The organism is Agrobacterium leguminum, assembly GCF_015704895.1.
Lineage (GTDB): Bacteria > Pseudomonadota > Alphaproteobacteria > Rhizobiales > Rhizobiaceae > Agrobacterium > Agrobacterium leguminum.
Map to the genome: position 1 here is coordinate 195,597 of NZ_JADQWB010000002.1, position 18,505 is coordinate 214,101.

Sequence of the window (18,505 nt, forward strand, 5' to 3'; positions counted from 1 at the left end):
CTTTAACCCTCTCTTACCTCAAGAGGGATAAGACAGGATAAACTGCCATTCATTCGGGTCGCGGACTTTCACTTTATTGGCCGGTTGCGGCTTTTTCAGTTCGCCAGATTTTAAAAAGCAGCGCAGTCATTTTTGAATTCGCCCGGCAATGCCGGAAAACATGGAGAATGAGGTGTCGTTCAATACGCCGCGGCTCGGCCATCTAGTCAGACTGGGATTGACCTACATGGCATCCGGCGGAGCGCTCCTCATGTCCAGCGCCGCCCAGCTTCTGACCTTCGCGCTGCTTGCCCGCCATCTCGGTGTCGAACAATTCGCGCTTTACGCCTCCATCACGGCTGTCACCAATCTTGGCGTCCAGATCTGCGGCATCGGTTCGCAGGAATCGCTGATCCGCCGTGTCGCGCAGGATCGCAGCATGTTTCCCGTCATGCTCGGCCACAGCTATCTTTTGAGCGCCGCGACAGGCGTGGTTCTGACGATCATCGGCATGGTGACAATCCCGGTATTTTTCCCGACCTCGGAAACATTGCTGCACACGCTGATCACCACCTTCCTGATCCTGTTCACGAACCTCGTCCTCCTGAAAGTCATCTCGCTTTCCACGCAGAGCTTCATCGCCCATTCCGACTTCGCCTCCGCCAACAAGCTGGAAGTGATGTTTGCCGTCGCCCGCACCATTGCCGCGGTGGTCGCCTGCCTCATCTTCAAGGTGGAAACCGTAGAGGCCTGGGCGCTGTGGAACCTTGCCGCCCACACCATTGCGGCCATGATCTCGGTCAAGGCAATAGCGAGACTCGGCAGCCCGGTGTTCCGCATCGTGCGTGAGGAAATCCGCATCGGCGTCCTGTTTTCCACCCAGTTCCTGTTCAAGGCCGTGCGCGGCAATGCCGATATTCTCGTTCTCGGCGCCATTGCCAGCGCCGAGGTGCTGGGCAGCTATTCCATCGCCCGGCGCATTCTCGACAGTTCCTATCTCTCCGTCGAGGCCCTCAACCGGCTGATCTATCCGGGTTCGGCTTCCGCCGCCCTGCAGGGCATCACCAAAACCATAGAGCGCGCCTATAACGTGCTGAAGGCCGCACTTTTCATCGCGACCGGCAGCGCGCTCGTCATTTTCATCATCGCGCCCTTCTTGCCGCTTTTGTTCGGCGATGAATATGTTTCGCTGCCCATCATCACCCGCGTGCTTTGCTGGGCGGTTCTGCCCATGGCCGTTGCCGCCACCGCGCTCGAGGCGCTCGGCGCATCCGGGCGGCAGGATATTCGCGCGAAGATCTGGAACAGCGGCAACCTCATCGGCTCCGTCGTCGTCGCTTTCTTCACCTGGTCATTCAGCATTTCGGGAACGATCGGCAGCTATTTCATGGTGGAAACCGCCATCGCCGCCGCCGTATGGATCGCGCTGCTGCGCCTGCGCCGCAATGAAGAGGTTTTCGCGCCAGCCAAATAGGAGCTGGCGTAGGAACCGATCTGGTGGCCGGCTCGCCCTAATAGAGCCCATAAGGGAAATAACGCCGGTAGATCTCTTCCAGCCGGCCGTTGCGGGAAAGGGCCGCCAGCGCCTGATCGAAAGCCGGGACAAGCACGTTGTCGGGATCGACGGTCATGATGGACAGGCCTTCACCGAGAAACCTGTCGGACATATAGGGACCGCCGAAGAGTGCGCAGCAGCCCTCAGACGCGCTTCCTGAAACCCAGAAAGGCAGGCGCAGACCGTCGGCGAAGATGGCGTCCACCTTGCCTTTCTTCAGCGCCTCATACATCGGTTCGTAGCCATCGAAGCCCTCGGCCGCGGCCTTTGGAAAGAACGCCTTCAGCATCTGTTCGTGCCGCGAGCCGGCAACCACACCCACCTTCTTTCCCGAAAGCGCATCGGCACCGGAGCCGGTGAATTTCGCCGCCTTGTTCACCGCAAGACGAGCGGGCATCAAGAGATAGGGTCGCGAGAAGGTAAAACTCTTGCGCAGGTCGGCGGTGGTGGCGAGGCCGGAAATCACCGCTTCGCCCTCGCCCATTTCCAGAGCAGCCTCCAGCTCGTCAAACGGCAGCGCCTGCACCTGGCATTTGCTTTCGACCTTCAACTGAGCGCAGATTTCACGCACCAGATCGACATGGAAACCCGCAAGCCGGCCTTCCTGATCGGTAAAATTGAAGGGCGGGAAATCGACCGACATCAGAAATCTGATGCGGGGAACGGAAGAAAGATCGCCGCCCGGAAACCGCTCCTGCGCATCGAACAGCACCGGCATCCGGTTCCCGTCCGACAGGCCCTCCGCACGTACATCGCTAAAAAAACCAGTAAATTGTAAAGCGAAAACTAAAGTAAATGCGAGACTTATATTCCGCGTTACATTCGTCATTCTCATCTATACTATCCGTGACAGGAAGTGGGGCGTTACCATGACGGCGGCGGCAATGCATGGATTATTCTAGGCAATATACACGAGATTCGTTTCGTACGACGCCGGCGACACGAAAAATTGCATTTTCCCATCTCAATGAAAATCCACTCTCAACCGTTTTCGAACAGGACCAGGCCGGACAGGTCCGCTTTCTCTCTTCGCTGGGATTGGGCAGGCCTTATATCGAGACATTCGAAAAACGGGCTCTGGAAAATGGCTCGACTTTGGAGGACGAATTGCTGGCAAGCGGTCTCGTCACGACGGATGCCTATTTCGGTGCCTTCGCCAGATTCCTGCGGTTGCCATTTCTCCCGGAAATCGGCCCGGACCGGGTGACGGATTTGAATAAGCTGGACACTCAGCTCTCCGAGCCGAGGCTCCTGCGGCTGACACCGCTGAACGGCACGCCAACGCTGCTGATCGTGCCGGAACTGGCGCGGATGGCGTCGCTGAAAAACATGCTGGATCAGCGTCCGCGTCTTCTCGACGACTTTGCCGTCACAACCCCGCAGGCCATGCGCAGCGCAATCTGGAAAGCGGGCGAGGCCCGCCGCTCGGCAGAAACCCAACAGCGGCTTTTCAACACGGCGCCGCACCATTCCGCCAGGATCACGCTGCATGGCCAGCAGGGTTTTTGCAGCGGCGTTCTCCTTACCCTGCTCATTTTGTCGCTGCTGTTTTACACGGAAGCGGCATTTTCGTATCTCCATGTCACCCTGACGATGCTTTACCTTTTGACCCTGCTTTTCAGGCTGTTCGCGCTCGTCCATCTACCCTTGGAAAAGGACACCACCTTGCCTCTTCGGCAGGAAAACGAATTGCCTGTCTATACCGTTCTGGTGGCGCTTTACCGGGAGGAGGCCGTCGTCGCGCAGCTCATCGGCGCATTGGAACGTCTGGACTGGCCCAAATCCCGGCTGGACATCAAGCTTGTCTGCGAGGCGGACGACGGTGCGACGATCGAGGCGATCCAGCGGATGAATCCCGGCCCGCATATGGAGGTCGTCAGGGTGCCGCCTTCCCTGCCGCGCACCAAACCCAAAGCCCTCACGTACGCGCTTTCCGGCGCGCGCGGCGCATTTGTTGTCGTCTATGATGCCGAAGACCGGCCCCATCCGCAGCAATTGCGCGAAGCCTATGCCACCTTCCGCAACGAGCCGGACGAGGTGGCCTGCCTGCAGGCGCCGCTTATCATCAGCAATGCCTCTTCCTCCTGGCTCAGCGCCTGTTTCGCACTGGAATATTCCGGCCTCTTCCGCTGCATGTTACCTGCCCTTGCCGCACATGGCTTACCGTTGCCGCTTGGCGGCACCTCCAATCATTTCCGGACCGCCGTGCTGCGGAAGGCCGGCGCCTGGGACCCCTATAATGTAACGGAAGATGCCGATCTTGGCCTCCGGCTGCATCGGCTGGGCTATCGTTGCGGCGTTATCCGGCGACAGACGCTGGAGGATGCGCCGACCTCGCTATCCGTGTGGCTGAACCAGCGAACACGCTGGTACAAGGGCTGGCTGCAAAGCTGGCTGGTGATGACTCGCGCCCCCTTTGCGACCGCGCGTGACATGGGATGGTTTGCCTATGTGGTCTTTCAACTGCTGATCGGCGGCATGCTTCTGTCGTCGCTGGCGCACCCCCTGCTCTTCGTTTCGCTCGCATTCATGACCATCGCCCTCCGGGAAAATGGCGCGGACCTGCTACTCACCTGGCAGGGTCTTCTGTTTTTTATCGATGTGCTGAATATCGTCGGAAGCTACACGATCTTCGTGCTGATGGGTCGCAGCAGAATGATCGCCTATGAAAGAAGGCATGTCGGAAGGCGGTGGCTGGCAATGCCCGCATATTGGCTGATGCTGTCCATCGCGGCCTGGCGGGCCGTGGTGGAACTCAAAACCAAACCCTTCGCATGGAACAAGACGCCACACGCGCCGGTCGCCAAAAATACCTCATGATCCGGCATCTTCGGCAGAGCCAAAACGGTCATGATACTTCTTTCGACCAGCCGCGGCAGCGGCTCATGGCTTCAGTCACATTGCTGCTGCCAGCAAAGCCACTTCACACTTTCCACTACCGCCGTCATCGATAACAGGAGCCAGTGCCTTGCCGAACGAAGCTCCTCCTTCGGCAAGGTCCGTCATTTCATCCTGAAGGCGACCGAACCGCTCTACTTGGTAACGAGCTTGTTCTTGATCAGGCCGACGATGATCTGCACGATCAGACCGCCGACACCGCCGCCAACAAGCTGGCCGGCGAGAGCGCCGATATCAACGCCGCCGGCTGCCGCATCTCCCGCCGCGCCGAGCAGCGAACCGAGCACGGTTCCGCCGCCGAGACCGCCGATGGCGCCGGCAATCAGATTACCGAGCGAACCAAGATCGGAGTCCTTCACTATCTTTCCGCCTGCCGTGCCGCCTACCGCACCGCCGACGATCTGGGCCAATATCGAAGCAAGATCCATGTCATCCTCCTCAGTCGTTTCCCCGACCATTCGAGGAAACAAAGCCTCTTATTCATGTCTGCGCAGGTTGAACCGAACCGGCATGGCCGGCCTTCTCTTCCTCGCCGAAGATTTTCCAGATCACGGCCCCGATGGCGCCGCCGAGGATCGGAGCGAGCCAGAACAGCCAGAGCTGCTGCAGCGCCCATCCGCCAACGAACAATGCCTGTCCCGTGGAGCGGGCCGGATTGACGGATGTGTTGGTGACTGGAATGGAAATCAGATGAATAAGGGTAAGGGCAAGACCGATGGCGATCGGCGCGAAGCCGGCAGGAACCCTGCCATGCGTTGAGCCCAGAATGACGATCAGGAAAAACGCCGTCAGGATGACTTCGATCAGCAGCGCCGATACGAGAGAATATCCGCCCGGCGAATGTTCACCATAACCATTGGCGGCAAAACCGCCAATGTCAGCTCCCGCCTTGCCGGTGAAGATGACATAAAGCGCCGCAGCCGCGACGATCGCCCCCAGAACCTGCGCCACAATGTAGGGCACGAGGTTCGCCGCCGGGAACTTACCGGCAACGGTGAGGCCGACTGAAACGGCCGGATTGAAATGACCGCCCGAAATGCCGCCAACCGCATAGGCCATGGTCAGAACCGTCAGACCAAAAGCGAAAGCGACACCAAGGAAACCGATGCCGAGTTCAGGAAAGCCGGCGGCAAAAACCGCACTGCCGCACCCTCCGAACACGAGCCAAAAGGTTCCCAGAAATTCCGAAAGAAGTTTGCGACTCATAACACTTCCCCTATGTTACGACTGCATCAACTATTACGTGCAATTTAATCGTAGTCAAGCTAAATTGTGTACTACTCTCATACGATAGCCGCCCGAAGACCCGACGCAGGCATGAACTGATCTGCACGCGGCTCGATCGCCTCGACCGTGACATCTCAGCATTGCGTAGCGCGCACGTTGCCGTCCTTGACCCACGATCCACCAAGGCGAAATGGATAAGGCTATTATTCTACCGGTCGTTGGCATGGTGGAGAAGATGAAATGGCGATTCATTAAGTGCGGCAACGCAACGGTATCGGACGCGCGAAGAATCTTGGGATATCGGCGCTTTGACCGCCATCTCGTCAGAAGCCTGTCCAGTCAAGGAACGGGACCGTCCGCTATAGCTGCTTCAGTCGATCGCTCTCGAATGCAGTGGCCAAATACTCCAAATTCCCAGAGATGATGACTACATGCACGTTGGATCACCCAGAGAATAACCGCGCCAACGACAGATGGAATAGAAGGTCATAGACCAAATATCCGCTGGCACGTCGATTCCATGCCTGAAAACAGGCGATTGCCATCTGTGGGGATGCCGATATCGCGCCGCACATGAATCGCTGTTATCCGTCCTGCTTGCACCTTGACGGCGATCTCGCAACTTTTCTGCGCATCGTGCGCCGGAACGAACTCCCGGCGCCTAATCGTCATATTTAGCATGTAGTCTGCAGTCTCAACGTATTGTCCCGGAATATGCGCGACAATGGTACGAGACCACACACGGTGCCCATCCTTTTCCTCGCCTGTCGGTGCCCCGAACCTGCTCCGAAAGTCTGCGAGCGTCCTGCCTCGCCATTGGGAGTCAAGCTTTCGGTATGGTGACAGCATCGCAGTGGCGACACCGCTATTCGCGTCGTTAATCGCCGATGATGTCTTATTCAATGCGGTGCATCCAGTCAGGAACAGAGATCCGACAATAATGGAGGAGAATGGTTTCAACATCTTCATTAATTATATCGATGTCTTCTACAATGAATCGGATGACTTACCCCAACCTTCATCAAAATCGCCCTTCGTTATGATCGCCATTAAATATGAATTTGTACTCAACAAGCGCTTCGATAGTGGATTTAATATCCAAACTATGTTCTGGATTCTGCTTCTCAAATTCCTTCAAAACCGTAATACTATCATCAATACGATAACTTGTTCGACACATTCCATAGAATGTTTCAAAAGTATTTTTTAACCATAGTTTCTCACCATATTTCGCCTTTTTAAACTCTTCTATCAAAATATCCCCTGAAAATTTATCGTTTTTCCATAGTAAATAGCAGACAAAACTGCCGATATTCTTTCTTCTGGATCGTTGTCAATACGCGACAAAATCTCAATAACTTGTTTTTCCGTTCTGTTTTCCGGCGATTTGTACTTCACTTGACAGGCCTCCCTTTGGCCGTGAACAGCCCAGCACGGATAAGTGCATTTCCCTCAGACTGCCGCACGCCGTTTAAAGGGGTCGCAAGTAAATCGCCGCAGGCTAACATGCTGACTTACGCCATTGGGCTGAACGCAGCGCGTTCGATTGGAGGCCCAATCCGATTATCCGGTGCAAACCCACGCCTAATTGGCCGCGCATTTTATGAAGTAAGATCACTTAGTCACATCGCAGAGCTCCCTACTTCGGCGAGCCTAACCACTCCTCGTCATCAATAAATGTTTCATAGACGTCACCAGAGTCGCTCAAGCCAAGCCGCGTGAGATAATTTGATAGATCTACAAAAGTGGCGTACTCAATAGAATCATCACAAAACCATGTCGCTTCGCATTCATAGCACAAATATACTGTTCTATGGGCCGCTCCTATGTGGACCTTCTTCACCCAGTCTTGGTGGCAGCGAGGGCATTCTATCTTCATGATTAGCTAACACTGACCTGCGGCGAACATCACCCGTCAGCAATTCAACGTGTCGATACTCGTTAGACATAAGCCTGTCCTCAAGCCTGTGCTTGAGCCTTTCTGCTTATGCCGACTGTCCGGTCGAAATGGGGGCAGTTCACGGGGCGGCTCAAATTGTCTCGACGGTGGCTCGTATTGCATAGCCGAAATTCTTACGCACCACCCAACCAGACATCGTTTGCCCACGTTGCGAGGTTGGGCCAAGTCTCAGTCGTTGGACCGTTGTGGTCCCAGAAATGTATTTTGCCATCGGGCGCGATGCAGTAATAGTCACCGTTGTCTTCACATATTGGAAGCCAATCGTGGGGTAGGCCAGCGCTGCGGCCTTGTTCAATAGCCGATCTCAATTCTCCATAAACGCCACCCATCTCTTCATTTAGAGTAAGTGGCGACAGGTAGCCGATGAAAGCGTTAGATATGCTCTTGAGAAATTTTTTATAGTCTTCCGAGAATTCGAAACCCGTGGCGGCTTCGTATCTCGCTATTAGAGCATCATCTGGAAGCGGAGTTTTACGTTTTCGCGGATCATCCAGTCGATTCACTTCACTAATAATCGCGTCAATATGTTCAGTCACCAGATACATCTCCTAGAAATCGTTTGCTCGGTTTATCCAATACGTCCGCCGCCAGGAATTAAATTGGGTACGGTTGATGCCAGATGGAATTTCATTAGTATTGACATGAATAACCTTCGAATTTGTCTTATGAAAGGTTTGGGTCATTTCCGCGATAGGGCCGTCTTGCATTTGTGTCATATGATGCAGATTGATTGGATTTCCGTCTGGTCCTATGGGCGCGCGACCAGATTGCATTAGCTCCAGATTTGTTCTCCCAGATTTAGGATCGATAAATGTTGGATCTATCAAATCGTTGCGCTGATATACTCTATTTCCGTTAAGATTGATGGGTTCGCTTGTCCAAAATTGCCTATTACTTTGAAAGTAAGCCGAGACATCCCTGTCTGTGGCAATTATTTTTACGGATTTAGCGATGCCGGTGCTTTCGCCAAGAATGGTTTTACCATTTCCAGTTCCACCAAAGGCGATGGCGCCGAGTATGATCGGATCGCGAATGATGCTGGCGATCTGTTCTTTCGACCCTGTGAGAAGCGCCTTGGCGGCCTCACTCTTAAGCGACGATTCCACATCAGCGAAATCCTGACCGTTTTGAGCATCACTGCTGTCAGCATATTTCCACGCAGCCAGGAACACCATGTGCCGGTCGAGGAGCGACAATTCATCCGCCTCACCCTTTCCTGTGAGGGCTGCGTCTAGATACTCCGCAGCCGCAATCCGCAGATCGGTGCGTGCCTTAATGCAGTCCGCGGATGAATTGCCGACGCAGTCTTCCAGCTTCTTGTCACGATTAAGCGAGAGAGTTTGAAGCTCTTCCTTATGTTTGCAGGCTGGTGAATTGGCGTCACCTGAAGCATCACAAGCGGCCAGCGTTCGAGCAAACTCCTCTCGCTCCTTGTGGGTGAGATAATTGTACTGATATTGCACTCCGCCATACGAGCCGCCTTCACCGCCACCGATGGCGCCGACCAGCCCACTGAAGCTTGAGCCGATCGCTGCTGCGAGCGCCTGTTTGTCCTGATCAGACAGGTTGCTGTCCTTCAGCATTCCGTTGACGAGATTCGCAATGGCGGGGGTTAAGGATGCCGAGGCCGCGGAGCCGAGTGCGCCGTTGAGCGCTCCCTCCCAACCATTGACGCCACCAAGAATGCCTCCTGCTATGGTGTGCAGCAGCACGCGGCCCATGCCGCCTTCTTTCCAGAGCTCGGCGGCCGCATCGTCTTTACGTTCGAGGGCCTGCTTGTAGAGTCCACTGGCAATATCGCCGACGAGCCCTGCCGCTGTCTTCTGGGCTTCCTGAAGATCGGCCTGCGTTCTGTATTGCTGACGCAGGATATGTTCGAGATCCGGCAGACCGGGTAGCGCGATGTTGGTATTGGCGGTATCGCGGCGGATTGTACCAACATCCTGCGTCTGGTTGGCCGGATCTGTAATGGTGATCGGGATGTTGCCGCCGATGGCCGAATAGGCCTTGCCGGTCTCGCTCTCGCCAGCCTTGACCGGCGGTGCGATGGAGAGGCCGCCAGTACCGATCGAGCCGCCATAGGTTTCGGCTTTCCAGCTTGAATGCGTATCCACATCGGTGGCGTCAAGGGTGCCAGTGGAGAGGTTGTTGCGTCCCGCGCCAGCCTCACTGGTAATCGCGCCGCCGACAAGCGAGGTGTGCTGCCCAATGTTGAGATCGATGCCACCCGTTCCGGCATGGATGCCGGATTGTTCGGTGACAATAATCGCATCACCTTTGGCCTTCTGCCCGGAGCCGGAGACGCCAGTGTTTCCAAAGCCGATCTGGCCAGACACATTGAGCTGGTCTGCCTTTGCTGCGGCCGTATCCACCTGGCTTTCGATCGTCAGGTTTTTAACATCGGCGGTGACCGAGTTGCCAGCGACGGTCGCACCCTTCAACGCCAGATCATTGGTGACAATGGTCACATCGCCAGTGCCGTTGACATGCGTGTTCGTATGGCTGGTTGCGGAGGTGGTGGAACCACCCTTGCCGTAAGAACCGTTGACACCGACGCCGGTCTGCTGGCAGCCGCCCGTGGTACTGCATCCGAAGTTGACGCCTACGCCTACGCTCCAGGATTTGTTCGAACTTGCCGCATCGAACGTGCCGGTGGCGGCGTTGAGATTGATGTCGCCATTCTCGGCAGACAGGAAGACGTCACCGGTCAGCGCATCGGACGAGACGACCGGCAGGCCGTCTTTCCCGTAGCCGGCGAGGATCTGTGCTCCCTCGCTAGTGATATTGCCGTTTTCTGCCTCGATGGTGATCGAGCGGCCGGCACGGATATCGGTAACGACAGGCGTGGAGAACGAGGAAGAAGTGCTGTTCTCCTGGTGGCTGACGCCTGCATTGATACCCACGTTGAAGGACAGACCGTTGCCCGCGGAAAGGTTCGACGATACGCCCTGCAAATCCTTGTAGGCCTGATAGAAGCCAAGCCCGGCAATGGCCGTATTTGTGATGGCGTCGACCCCACCGCCGTCCGACAGCCGTTCAGCCGAGTTCATGATGCTCTGGGCGGCCTTACCAACCTGGCTGGACACGGAAACCGTAACACCGGCAAAGGTTTTCTCGTGCATCTCCTGATAATTGGTGCGGTCGTTGGCCGAGAGGAGGTTGATGTCATTCCCGGCAAAGAGGTCGACGTCACGCCCGGCGGAGGCGGTTGCCGCCTGCAGATTGACGTTGTTTCCTGCGGAAACAAGGAGATCACGACCGGCAGTGAGAACGGAGACCGCGTTCGTGTTGGCCTGCTGCTCCTTGCTGTCTTTGGTCTTCTGTACTCCGAGACCCACCGAGAAGCCACCACCGCCGGATGAGACGCTGATACCGAAACCCGAGCGTTTTTCCTTCTCCGCCGATGCAGCACTTTCCGCTCCTGGCGTGATATTGACATCACGGGCAGCCTCCAGCGCGATGTCACGCCCCGCCATGATGGACGAGCCGATGACATTGACGTCGTTTTCGCGTGCCGCGAGGGTTACGTCGGTCCCAGCAGTCAGCGCAGAGCCGACGTTGAGGGTGGACGACTGGCTTTTTTCTTTCTGTTCCTTGCCCCATAGCGAGAGGAAGCCGCCGCCGGAACCGGCGAACAGGCCGGACTTTTTGCTGCTGCTCTCCAGCGCGTGCTGTTCCTCGGCCCCGATGATGGCGACGCTGTCGCCCGTGACGCTGATCGCATCCCCGGCCGTTATGGTTGAGCCCGCTATGACGGTGTTGCCAGCAGAATCCAGCTTGACGTTACCGGACGCGGAAAGCTCGGAGCCGACTGTGGCTTCATCATAGTTGTATTGCGTCGAGCTTTTTTTCGAGAGGAAGCCCTTGCTGGAGGAACTCTGCTCGAACTCCGCCGTATTCTTGCCCGACGCGATCAGCAGATCGCCCCCTGCGCTGACGTTGATATCGGCTTTGTTGGTCTCATCGCCCGCCATCACCTTCGAGGCGGAGACGACGGTATCACCACCCGAGGTAATGGACACGCCCTTCCCACCGCTAACCGATGATCCGACTGCAGTCTCGGCTTCCGTGTGGCTCGTCGTCTGTTTCTTGCCGCCGAACAGGCCACCCTTTTTCTTGTAGGTGTAATCGATAGTGGTGGTGTCGACAGCTTCGGCAATTGTTACGTCACCGGTCGCTTTCAGACCCACAGTCCCATCGGCGGCAATCGTGCTGCCGATGACGTTGAGGCTGCCACCCGCATTGGCGGTGACCGATCCGCCCGCGGTGATCTCGGAACCCTGACTTGTGGTTCTCACAACCGTCGTCGTGCTGCGCTTGTCACGCAAGGTGCTGGTTGTTGACCTTTCGGTAACGGAGATATTGATGTCTCCGTTCGAAGTCAGGCCGAGATTGCCGCCCGCCGTCACCTTTGCGTTGGCGAGCAGAATACCCTCGTCGCCCTTGATTGAAGCATTGCCGCCTGCGCTGAAGGCGCCGCCGATTGCCGCAATCGATGAACCGGAAACGGTAAGATCGCCAGTCGATGCGATCATCCCCGATGTTGCAAGCAGGCCAGTGTCGATCGTTACCTGATTGCCCGCGATCAGCGCGCCAGCGGAGTTCAATCTTTCCCTGTCGTCAGCGGCAAGATGCAGCACCGGCGCAAGAACGCTCGTGCCGTTAACCGTCTGCCACTCATAAACAACGACGGATTCGGTGAGGCTGGCAATCTCTTCAGCCGTCAGCGGTTCGCCGAACTGGCGCTGGTTCGCTCCCAGATAGGCGGCTCCGTTATCAAGCAGCTGCTTTATCTGGGTAATCGAATCCTGTCCGGTAAAACCGGAGCCTGTCGCCAGTCTGAGCTGCTGCTCAATATATTGGTTCTCGAAATAGGCATCGCCAAGGAACTGGATCTGACGATCCGGCTGGTAACCGATGCGGCCAAGGAAATAGCCGGAACCGTAGAATTTCGAGACATCGAGGAAGGCGGCACGGGTCTCATAGAGGAATGTTTGGCCGGGAACGGTGCCACCAAATCCGCCGGACTGTGGGGTGGCAACAGCGCCAAGCGTGAATAGCGCTCCGCTCGCTGTTACGCCGGCCAGCAACGCCGTCGGATCGCTAGAAGGCTGAGGTGTAGCAACGGCGGCATGGTCGGCGATTGTTCCGGCCGAAGCAGTATTGTTGACGGCGGCAAAACCGGTGATACCAAGTGTTCCGCCAGAGCGGATCGTCGTGGTAACGCCACCGATCGCCTCGACGCTTTCCACGGTCCGTCCCGGCCCGATATCCTTTGACGTATCCCGCGTTCCGAATGGGCTGGGGCCTGGCATGGCGATCTGCCATGAACCTTCATGGCCACCTGTGTCGCCGGTCGTTTTCGTTTCCGTCCATTCGTAAATGACATCCGGGTAATACTGGCAGCCGCCGTTCTGGTTGCAGTTCAGCGAAGTCGTGCGCTGCAATTGCAACCCGAGATTGGTCAGCGTGCCGGAGCCATTCAGCGTCATGCCTGCACCGGCTTCGATTGCACTATAGGCATTGGTAAGATCGACCGTGTCGACGGAAAGTGTGTTGCCCGCCTTGATCAGCGCTGTGGGACTACCTGAGGATATGAGCCGATCCTCGATGACGTCCCGGTAAACGCGATGGATGGGGCTACCGATGACGAATGACCGGTTATAAAATTCGATGGGCGACGAACAATCCCCGCACTCTCTCGCGTAATATATGTCATACGCGGAAACGAGCGCGTTAGAGAGGAACTGTGTTGTGTAGGTAGGTGCAACTGTTCTTTCGTTGCGCAGATTTGCAGTAATGATCGACATGTTGTGACCGGCTGAGATGAAGCCGGAACTGTTGACAATGGCCGCATTACGCCCGCCATGAGCGTTTCCCGCAATCGTGAGATCATGACCGGCGACAATCGCCCCCTGCTCGTTGGCAAGCACGCCACCCACGAAAAGCGCCGCGTCATTGCCGGCATAAATCAGGCCGGTGGCAGTGTTGGTGAGATTGCCGGTGACATTGAACGTCAGATCGTTACCAGCGGCAAGCTGGCCGGCATTGACAAGCTGGGGGAGTGTGAGCGTCAGGTCACGGGCGGCCAGGAGATTGGTGGCACCGTTGGCGACGAGGCTATCTGCTGCGATCGCAATATCGCCCGGCACCTGGGCGGAACGAGATGGGCTGTTCGAAGCGACGGCATTGAGCCGCGTCCCCGTCAGATCAGTCACTCCGGATGACGTAAGATCGATACCGCCGAACGTCAGCGCACTGTTGGCTAGATTGATATTATTGGCATCGATGTAGAGTGTCCCCGATGTGGCAAGTCCGCTCCTGTTATTGGAAAGGTCGGCATATTGCTGCCTGATCCTGATGTCGCCACCGGCGGCCGTGCGTTTGTCGAGGCTGATTACACCGCCGGCTGAAGATAGCGAGACGTTGCCATTGGCTTCCAGGCTGCCATAGCGGATGTTGCCACCAGCCGAAGCCTGCAAATTCTGTTCGGCAAGCACGAGCCCGGAAATCCCAAGATCAAGGCCGGAAAGCAGCGCCAGATCACCTTTCGAAAGGAGCGTGCCCGCTGCAATCGAGCCTGAAGCAGCCGAAATCGACATCGCCGCGCCGGACTGGGCTGTACCGCTAATGCCGATGGACCCTGCCCCCGACCATAGTGAAACCGGTCCTGCAGCGGAGACGTCGGCCACCGCAACACGTCCATCTCCCAGGACAGTGATCGCGCTACCAGCGCCAAGGGTGCCGACGACATCAACGAAGCCGGCCCCGCCATTGATTAGGATTGCCTCTTCTGCGCCGATCGAAGCGATGTTGACGTCTTTCCCCGCCTTGACCGGCACTGATTTTTTCGAGGTCAGACGACCGGTCGAGACACTCCCCTTCGAGGAGACGCTGACACCTTTATTGCCGGACGCATTGCCGATCGAAATCTTGCCGTCTGCCGATAGCGAAAGCTCGCCTGTGTTGGCAGCCATGTCGCCGCGCATGCGAACGCCAGCGCCCTTCTCCGTGACGACCATCTTGATGCGGCCAGCCTGCATGGCTCCAAGTGCTGAACCATCGATTGCATATTCGGGTGTTCCCGAGGTCGCGGCGAGTGGAGTTGCCTCGCCAGTGGTATAGTCGAACTTGCCCTGACCGGCGGTCAGGCGCAGCTCCTCACCATAAATCGTGCCATCGATCTGGATGGTACGCGACACGATGTCGAATAGATCGACCGTGCCATCTCCAGATGCAAAATTCGCACCGTTCGGACCAAACGTGACGTCTCCATTGTTGACCGTGAAGCCATTGAGACGTCCATCGGCGCCAATGTCGGGCACGCCCGTCGTCAGCGTGGCGCGTGGCGTGTTGATGAAGCCGCAGCCATCGCAGGTGATCCCGTTCGGATTGGCGATGATGACATCGGCCCTGCCGCCGAACACCTCGGTCGGCCCCACGAGAGAACTGCGGTTCTGCGAGGTCACCTCATTGAGGATGACCGATGCAGGGCTTTTGCCTTGCAGGTTTGGATTGCCAGGCGTAACGCCACCCAGTTTCGACGTACCGACCTCACCATTGAAGTTGTTGAGGATAACACCCGGCGTACCGACATTGAAATTGTCGTATTTGTTGTGCGACAGGCCCTGGCTGTTGGGACCGACGATATCGATGAGCGGTACACCGTTCGGGGCAGCCCCTATCCCGGGGCGATTTATGGCGGACCCTCCAGTTTCCGGCGTTATATCCTGTGCATGGAGGAGCACCGGCTGAAGCACGAGCGTACAACTGACAACTGTCGCAATGATTTTTCGAACCAGCGCTCCGGCATGAGCGAACAGAACGGTTTCGGTTGCTTTGTGCGAAAGATACTTGAACTGTGATGTCATTGCTGTTCGCCTCATGGCAGACGATGAAAGTTGGCTTAGCGGTCTTTTCTGCTCGTGTCGGCCGGGGATGGCTTGCTGTCGAGTTTCTTGTAGACATCTGCCAGCTTCGACTGCGGAGCTTGGCATTTTTTGCTTTTGGCAATCTCGGCAAGAACCTGATTGCGGTTACGCAAGGCGTCGATCTCCAGTTTTTCCGGCGATTTCGGATCCATGAAAAAAAGGGCCGGCCAGAACAGAAGAACACCTGTCGCACCGAGGATCACGTTTTTACCCTGCGCGTCGGATCGTTCTTTCACCGTCGCCAGCACCTGCCGCTCATTGGCCTCGAACTCGCGCTTTATGCCGGCGCAGTCGAAAGCACTGTCGGCCGGGTTGGTCGAAGACACCGGATGTGCCGCCCGGCCGCCGCAACCGGAAACGACAATGGCTGTCGCCACCAGGGCGGAGACGAGAGATAATTTAGGGGTATGAAAAGAAGAGTTGATCATAATATTCTCTTTTGAAGCCTACCAGCGTGCCGTCACGCTGGCGAAAATGAGATTTCCGCGTCCGTTATTGACGCTGCTGGAAAATGCCTGGGAGTAGCCGAAATCGGCGCTGATGTTTCCCCCCACGAGTTTTGCACCAACGGTCCAACTCGCGAGATAGCCGCCGAGAATGTCGAAGCGATCCTGCGAGAACACGCGGCCGTAATCGAGACCGAGGTAGGGGCGTAGCTCGCCCAGAACGGGCGCCAGACCTGTGCCCTCCCATGGCATTGTCCGCCATGCCAATTCGTTGTGGCTGAAAAACCCGTTATTGCCGAATATGACGCTTTCTCTCAGACCACGTACATTGCTGAAGCCACCAAGCCCGATCTGCTCTGCGCCAAACATGTTATCTGGCGAATATTGCGCATTGACGAGTGTGGTTAACTCGAACCGCTGGCCAGCTGCCTCGAACGGCCGCGTCGCGCTGACGGTCGTGTTGAGTTTCAGGAACCGGGGATCGGCCGTGCCGGCCCCGGGCTCCCCGGCCTCCGCAGCGTCAAAGAGATCGAGACCCTTATCAAGGGCAAAATCGAGGGCGATGACGCCACCCAGTATTCTTTGTGAACGCGACAAGCCCAGAGTGCCTATCGTGTATCGGCGGCTTCCAACCTCAATCCGGTTGCCGAGAAGAAAATTGTTGGTCTGCTTGTAGGTGAGGCCGCCCCTGAGCGTCGTGATCGAGTCCTTGTCTCGCCGGATAACGCGATCGATGCCAAATCCAATCTGACCGGAATCACCCGAAGTTTCGATCGGCCCGAAATTACCGGGAATAGTGCTGTCATATTCGTACCAGGAACCGTTCGCCGAAAATGTCCAGTAGCCATAGGGTATACTTGTATTGACCGAATAACTGTTACTGCGCCCGCGACCGTCATCATCCCAGGGGTAGTCCGGGCCGCTACGCCCATAAGATAGCCCCAACTGATCATTGAGACCCAAGAGGTCATCGAAACCCAGGGAAATATTGCTTTGTGAGTAGCCGGTGCTTTGCTGGCCGAGACTATTATTGGAAATGCTCACGTACCAGGGTTTGCCCGGCTTGTTCTCGACGTTGAGAATGGATGTACCATCCGTTTTTCCCGGCAACATCGAAGTCTTGGCGTTATTGGACGACAGACGGTTGATCTGGTCCAGCCCCTGCTCAACATCACGAATGTTGGCAACCTTTCCTTTCATGCCGGGAAAGGCCGTGGCGAATGAACCGTTCTGCTCGGCCGGTTGACCATTGAGGTAGATATCCGCGATCGTGCCTTCGACAACGACCAATCTCAGCAATCCTGTTCCGGCAATATCCTGCGGCGGAACATAGGCGCGTGACGTCACAAATCCCTTGTCTAGATAGATGTCGGTGATCGCCTTGAGGAGGGAGGTGATGTCGGCAACGCCGACGCAACGATCGTTGAAAGGCCGCGTCAGTGTTCCAAGCGTAGCGGCAGAAAGGTTCGCCGCACCTTCGATCTCCACACGGGAGATATCGAAGCATAAATCATCGGGCTTCGCGTCGCCTCGCGGTGCCTCGCCCTCACGGCCAATGACGCTATCAGGGGTTATCTGTTTCAGGTTTTCAAGCCGCTGCAACTGCTGTTGCTGATCCTGTTGGCGGGAAAAATCATCGGCGGGCGACTGGGCACTTGCCGGTTCTGCCGCGAGCAGTCCCGCCAAAAGCAGGGTGGTGATGGCCCATTTGGAACTGTTGGGCGCGGCCCTCGAATTACCCAAGGTATCCCGCTCTGCCTGAATAGCGATCGGGGAATAAGCGGAAACTCGAACCGCCGTCACAATTGCGAGACAAAAATCAGGAGGAAGTGGCGATCGGAAACCAGTAATGAAAGCAGCGAGGGGCATGTTTAGGAGGCCTGCATTTGAAATGAAGTTGGTCGCGGCAATGCCGCTCATGCTTCATTCTGCAGCTGTCCTTGCTGTCGATCCCTACCGGGCTAATAGATCAGATCATCTGATCCAAGAAGCGTTAAAGTGGTATATTTTATTGTGAAACGATAGTCACAAGTCATTTACTCAAAAGAACGTGGTAGCTAAAAAATCACGTAACACCCAATCTTACCAACATGATGGTGAGATTATCATTTTTCATCCGTGAATTTTAAGCGCGGTCCGCCAATTTCTAGCCATTGGGCCCTTCGAGTAAAACAACAACTAGAAGTTACCGCAATGCGCATCTCCCCGCAAGACCTTGATGAGGACCAAAGTTAAGAACAAACTAAAATTGTTTCTCGGATTAGCCATAGTCAGGCGACCAAGATCATCCAATCTTGTCTCGCGGATTTCCAAATTCGTCGGTGATCGGATACGAAACTACTGGAGTTTCCAGGTTGCCAACGCCCGTTGACGCCAAATCTCGTTGGAAAAGTCGCTGGAGCGGGTGAAGGGAATCGAACCCTCGTATTCAGCTTGGGAAGCTGCTGCTCTACCATTGAGCTACACCCGCGCGCGCATAAGACATCGGATAGTTCGCAGCGGGTGTCAA

11 protein-coding genes and 1 tRNA gene are annotated in these 18,505 nt (G+C 56.2%); 2 read left to right on the forward strand and 10 right to left on the reverse strand.

Annotated features, from left to right (window positions below):
• The first annotated feature begins 160 nt into the window (after nucleotides 1-160).
• Entirely contained in the window at nucleotides 161-1,453 is a 1,293-nt protein-coding gene (uppX, locus tag I3J13_RS03905; RefSeq protein ID WP_196378056.1) for a Wzx-type polysaccharide biosynthesis protein UppX, read from the forward strand.
• Nucleotides 1,454-1,490: 37 nt separating this feature from the next.
• Here the strand turns inward: uppX and I3J13_RS03910 are convergent, their stop codons facing one another.
• Nucleotides 1,491-2,252 (reverse strand): transporter substrate-binding domain-containing protein, encoded by a 762-nt coding sequence (locus I3J13_RS03910; RefSeq protein ID WP_137002849.1) that lies wholly within the window; start codon nucleotides 2,250-2,252, stop codon nucleotides 1,491-1,493.
• A 170-nt stretch (nucleotides 2,253-2,422) separates the two neighbouring features.
• On the opposite strand from I3J13_RS03910, the gene I3J13_RS03915 reads away from it, so the two are divergent.
• On the forward strand, nucleotides 2,423-4,354 hold the full coding sequence (locus tag I3J13_RS03915; protein WP_196378057.1) for a glycosyltransferase family 2 protein: 1,932 nt from the start codon (nucleotides 2,423-2,425) through the stop codon (nucleotides 4,352-4,354).
• Between the two features lie 212 nt (nucleotides 4,355-4,566).
• Here I3J13_RS03915 and I3J13_RS03920 read toward each other — a convergent pair whose 3' ends face one another.
• From I3J13_RS03920 to I3J13_RS03955, 9 genes are all read right to left on the reverse strand, one after another.
• On the reverse strand, nucleotides 4,567-4,860 hold the full coding sequence (locus I3J13_RS03920) for a hypothetical protein (protein ID WP_003519942.1): 294 nt from the start codon (nucleotides 4,858-4,860) through the stop codon (nucleotides 4,567-4,569).
• A gap of 52 nt (nucleotides 4,861-4,912) precedes the next feature.
• Entirely contained in the window at nucleotides 4,913-5,638 is a 726-nt protein-coding gene (gene aqpZ / locus I3J13_RS03925; protein WP_035265115.1) for an aquaporin Z, read from the reverse strand.
• A gap of 1,042 nt (nucleotides 5,639-6,680) precedes the next feature.
• Nucleotides 6,681-6,914 carry a hypothetical protein gene (locus I3J13_RS03930; RefSeq protein ID WP_236000810.1) on the reverse strand — a complete coding sequence of 78 codons (234 nt, stop codon included), beginning with the start codon at nucleotides 6,912-6,914 and terminating at the stop codon, nucleotides 6,681-6,683.
• Nucleotides 6,911-7,057 carry a hypothetical protein gene (locus I3J13_RS25710; RefSeq protein WP_236000811.1) on the reverse strand — a complete coding sequence of 49 codons (147 nt, stop codon included), beginning with the start codon at nucleotides 7,055-7,057 and terminating at the stop codon, nucleotides 6,911-6,913. Before I3J13_RS25710 ends, I3J13_RS03930 begins: the two co-directional genes overlap by 4 nt.
• A 675-nt stretch (nucleotides 7,058-7,732) precedes the next feature.
• Nucleotides 7,733-8,164 carry an SMI1/KNR4 family protein gene (locus I3J13_RS03935; protein ID WP_196378058.1) on the reverse strand — a complete coding sequence of 144 codons (432 nt, stop codon included), beginning with the start codon at nucleotides 8,162-8,164 and terminating at the stop codon, nucleotides 7,733-7,735.
• A 3-nt stretch (nucleotides 8,165-8,167) separates the two neighbouring features.
• Nucleotides 8,168-15,490, reverse strand: coding sequence for a hemagglutinin repeat-containing protein (locus I3J13_RS03940; RefSeq protein WP_196378059.1), 7,323 nt, complete (start codon nucleotides 15,488-15,490; stop codon nucleotides 8,168-8,170).
• Between the two features lie 35 nt (nucleotides 15,491-15,525).
• Nucleotides 15,526-15,978, reverse strand: coding sequence for a hypothetical protein (locus I3J13_RS03945; RefSeq protein ID WP_196378060.1), 453 nt, complete (start codon nucleotides 15,976-15,978; stop codon nucleotides 15,526-15,528).
• An 18-nt stretch (nucleotides 15,979-15,996) separates the two neighbouring features.
• Nucleotides 15,997-17,916 carry a ShlB/FhaC/HecB family hemolysin secretion/activation protein gene (locus tag I3J13_RS03950; protein ID WP_196378061.1) on the reverse strand — a complete coding sequence of 640 codons (1,920 nt, stop codon included), beginning with the start codon at nucleotides 17,914-17,916 and terminating at the stop codon, nucleotides 15,997-15,999.
• Nucleotides 17,917-18,392: 476 nt separating this feature from the next.
• Nucleotides 18,393-18,466 (reverse strand) — tRNA-Gly (locus I3J13_RS03955).
• Nucleotides 18,467-18,505: the final 39 nt, after the last annotated feature.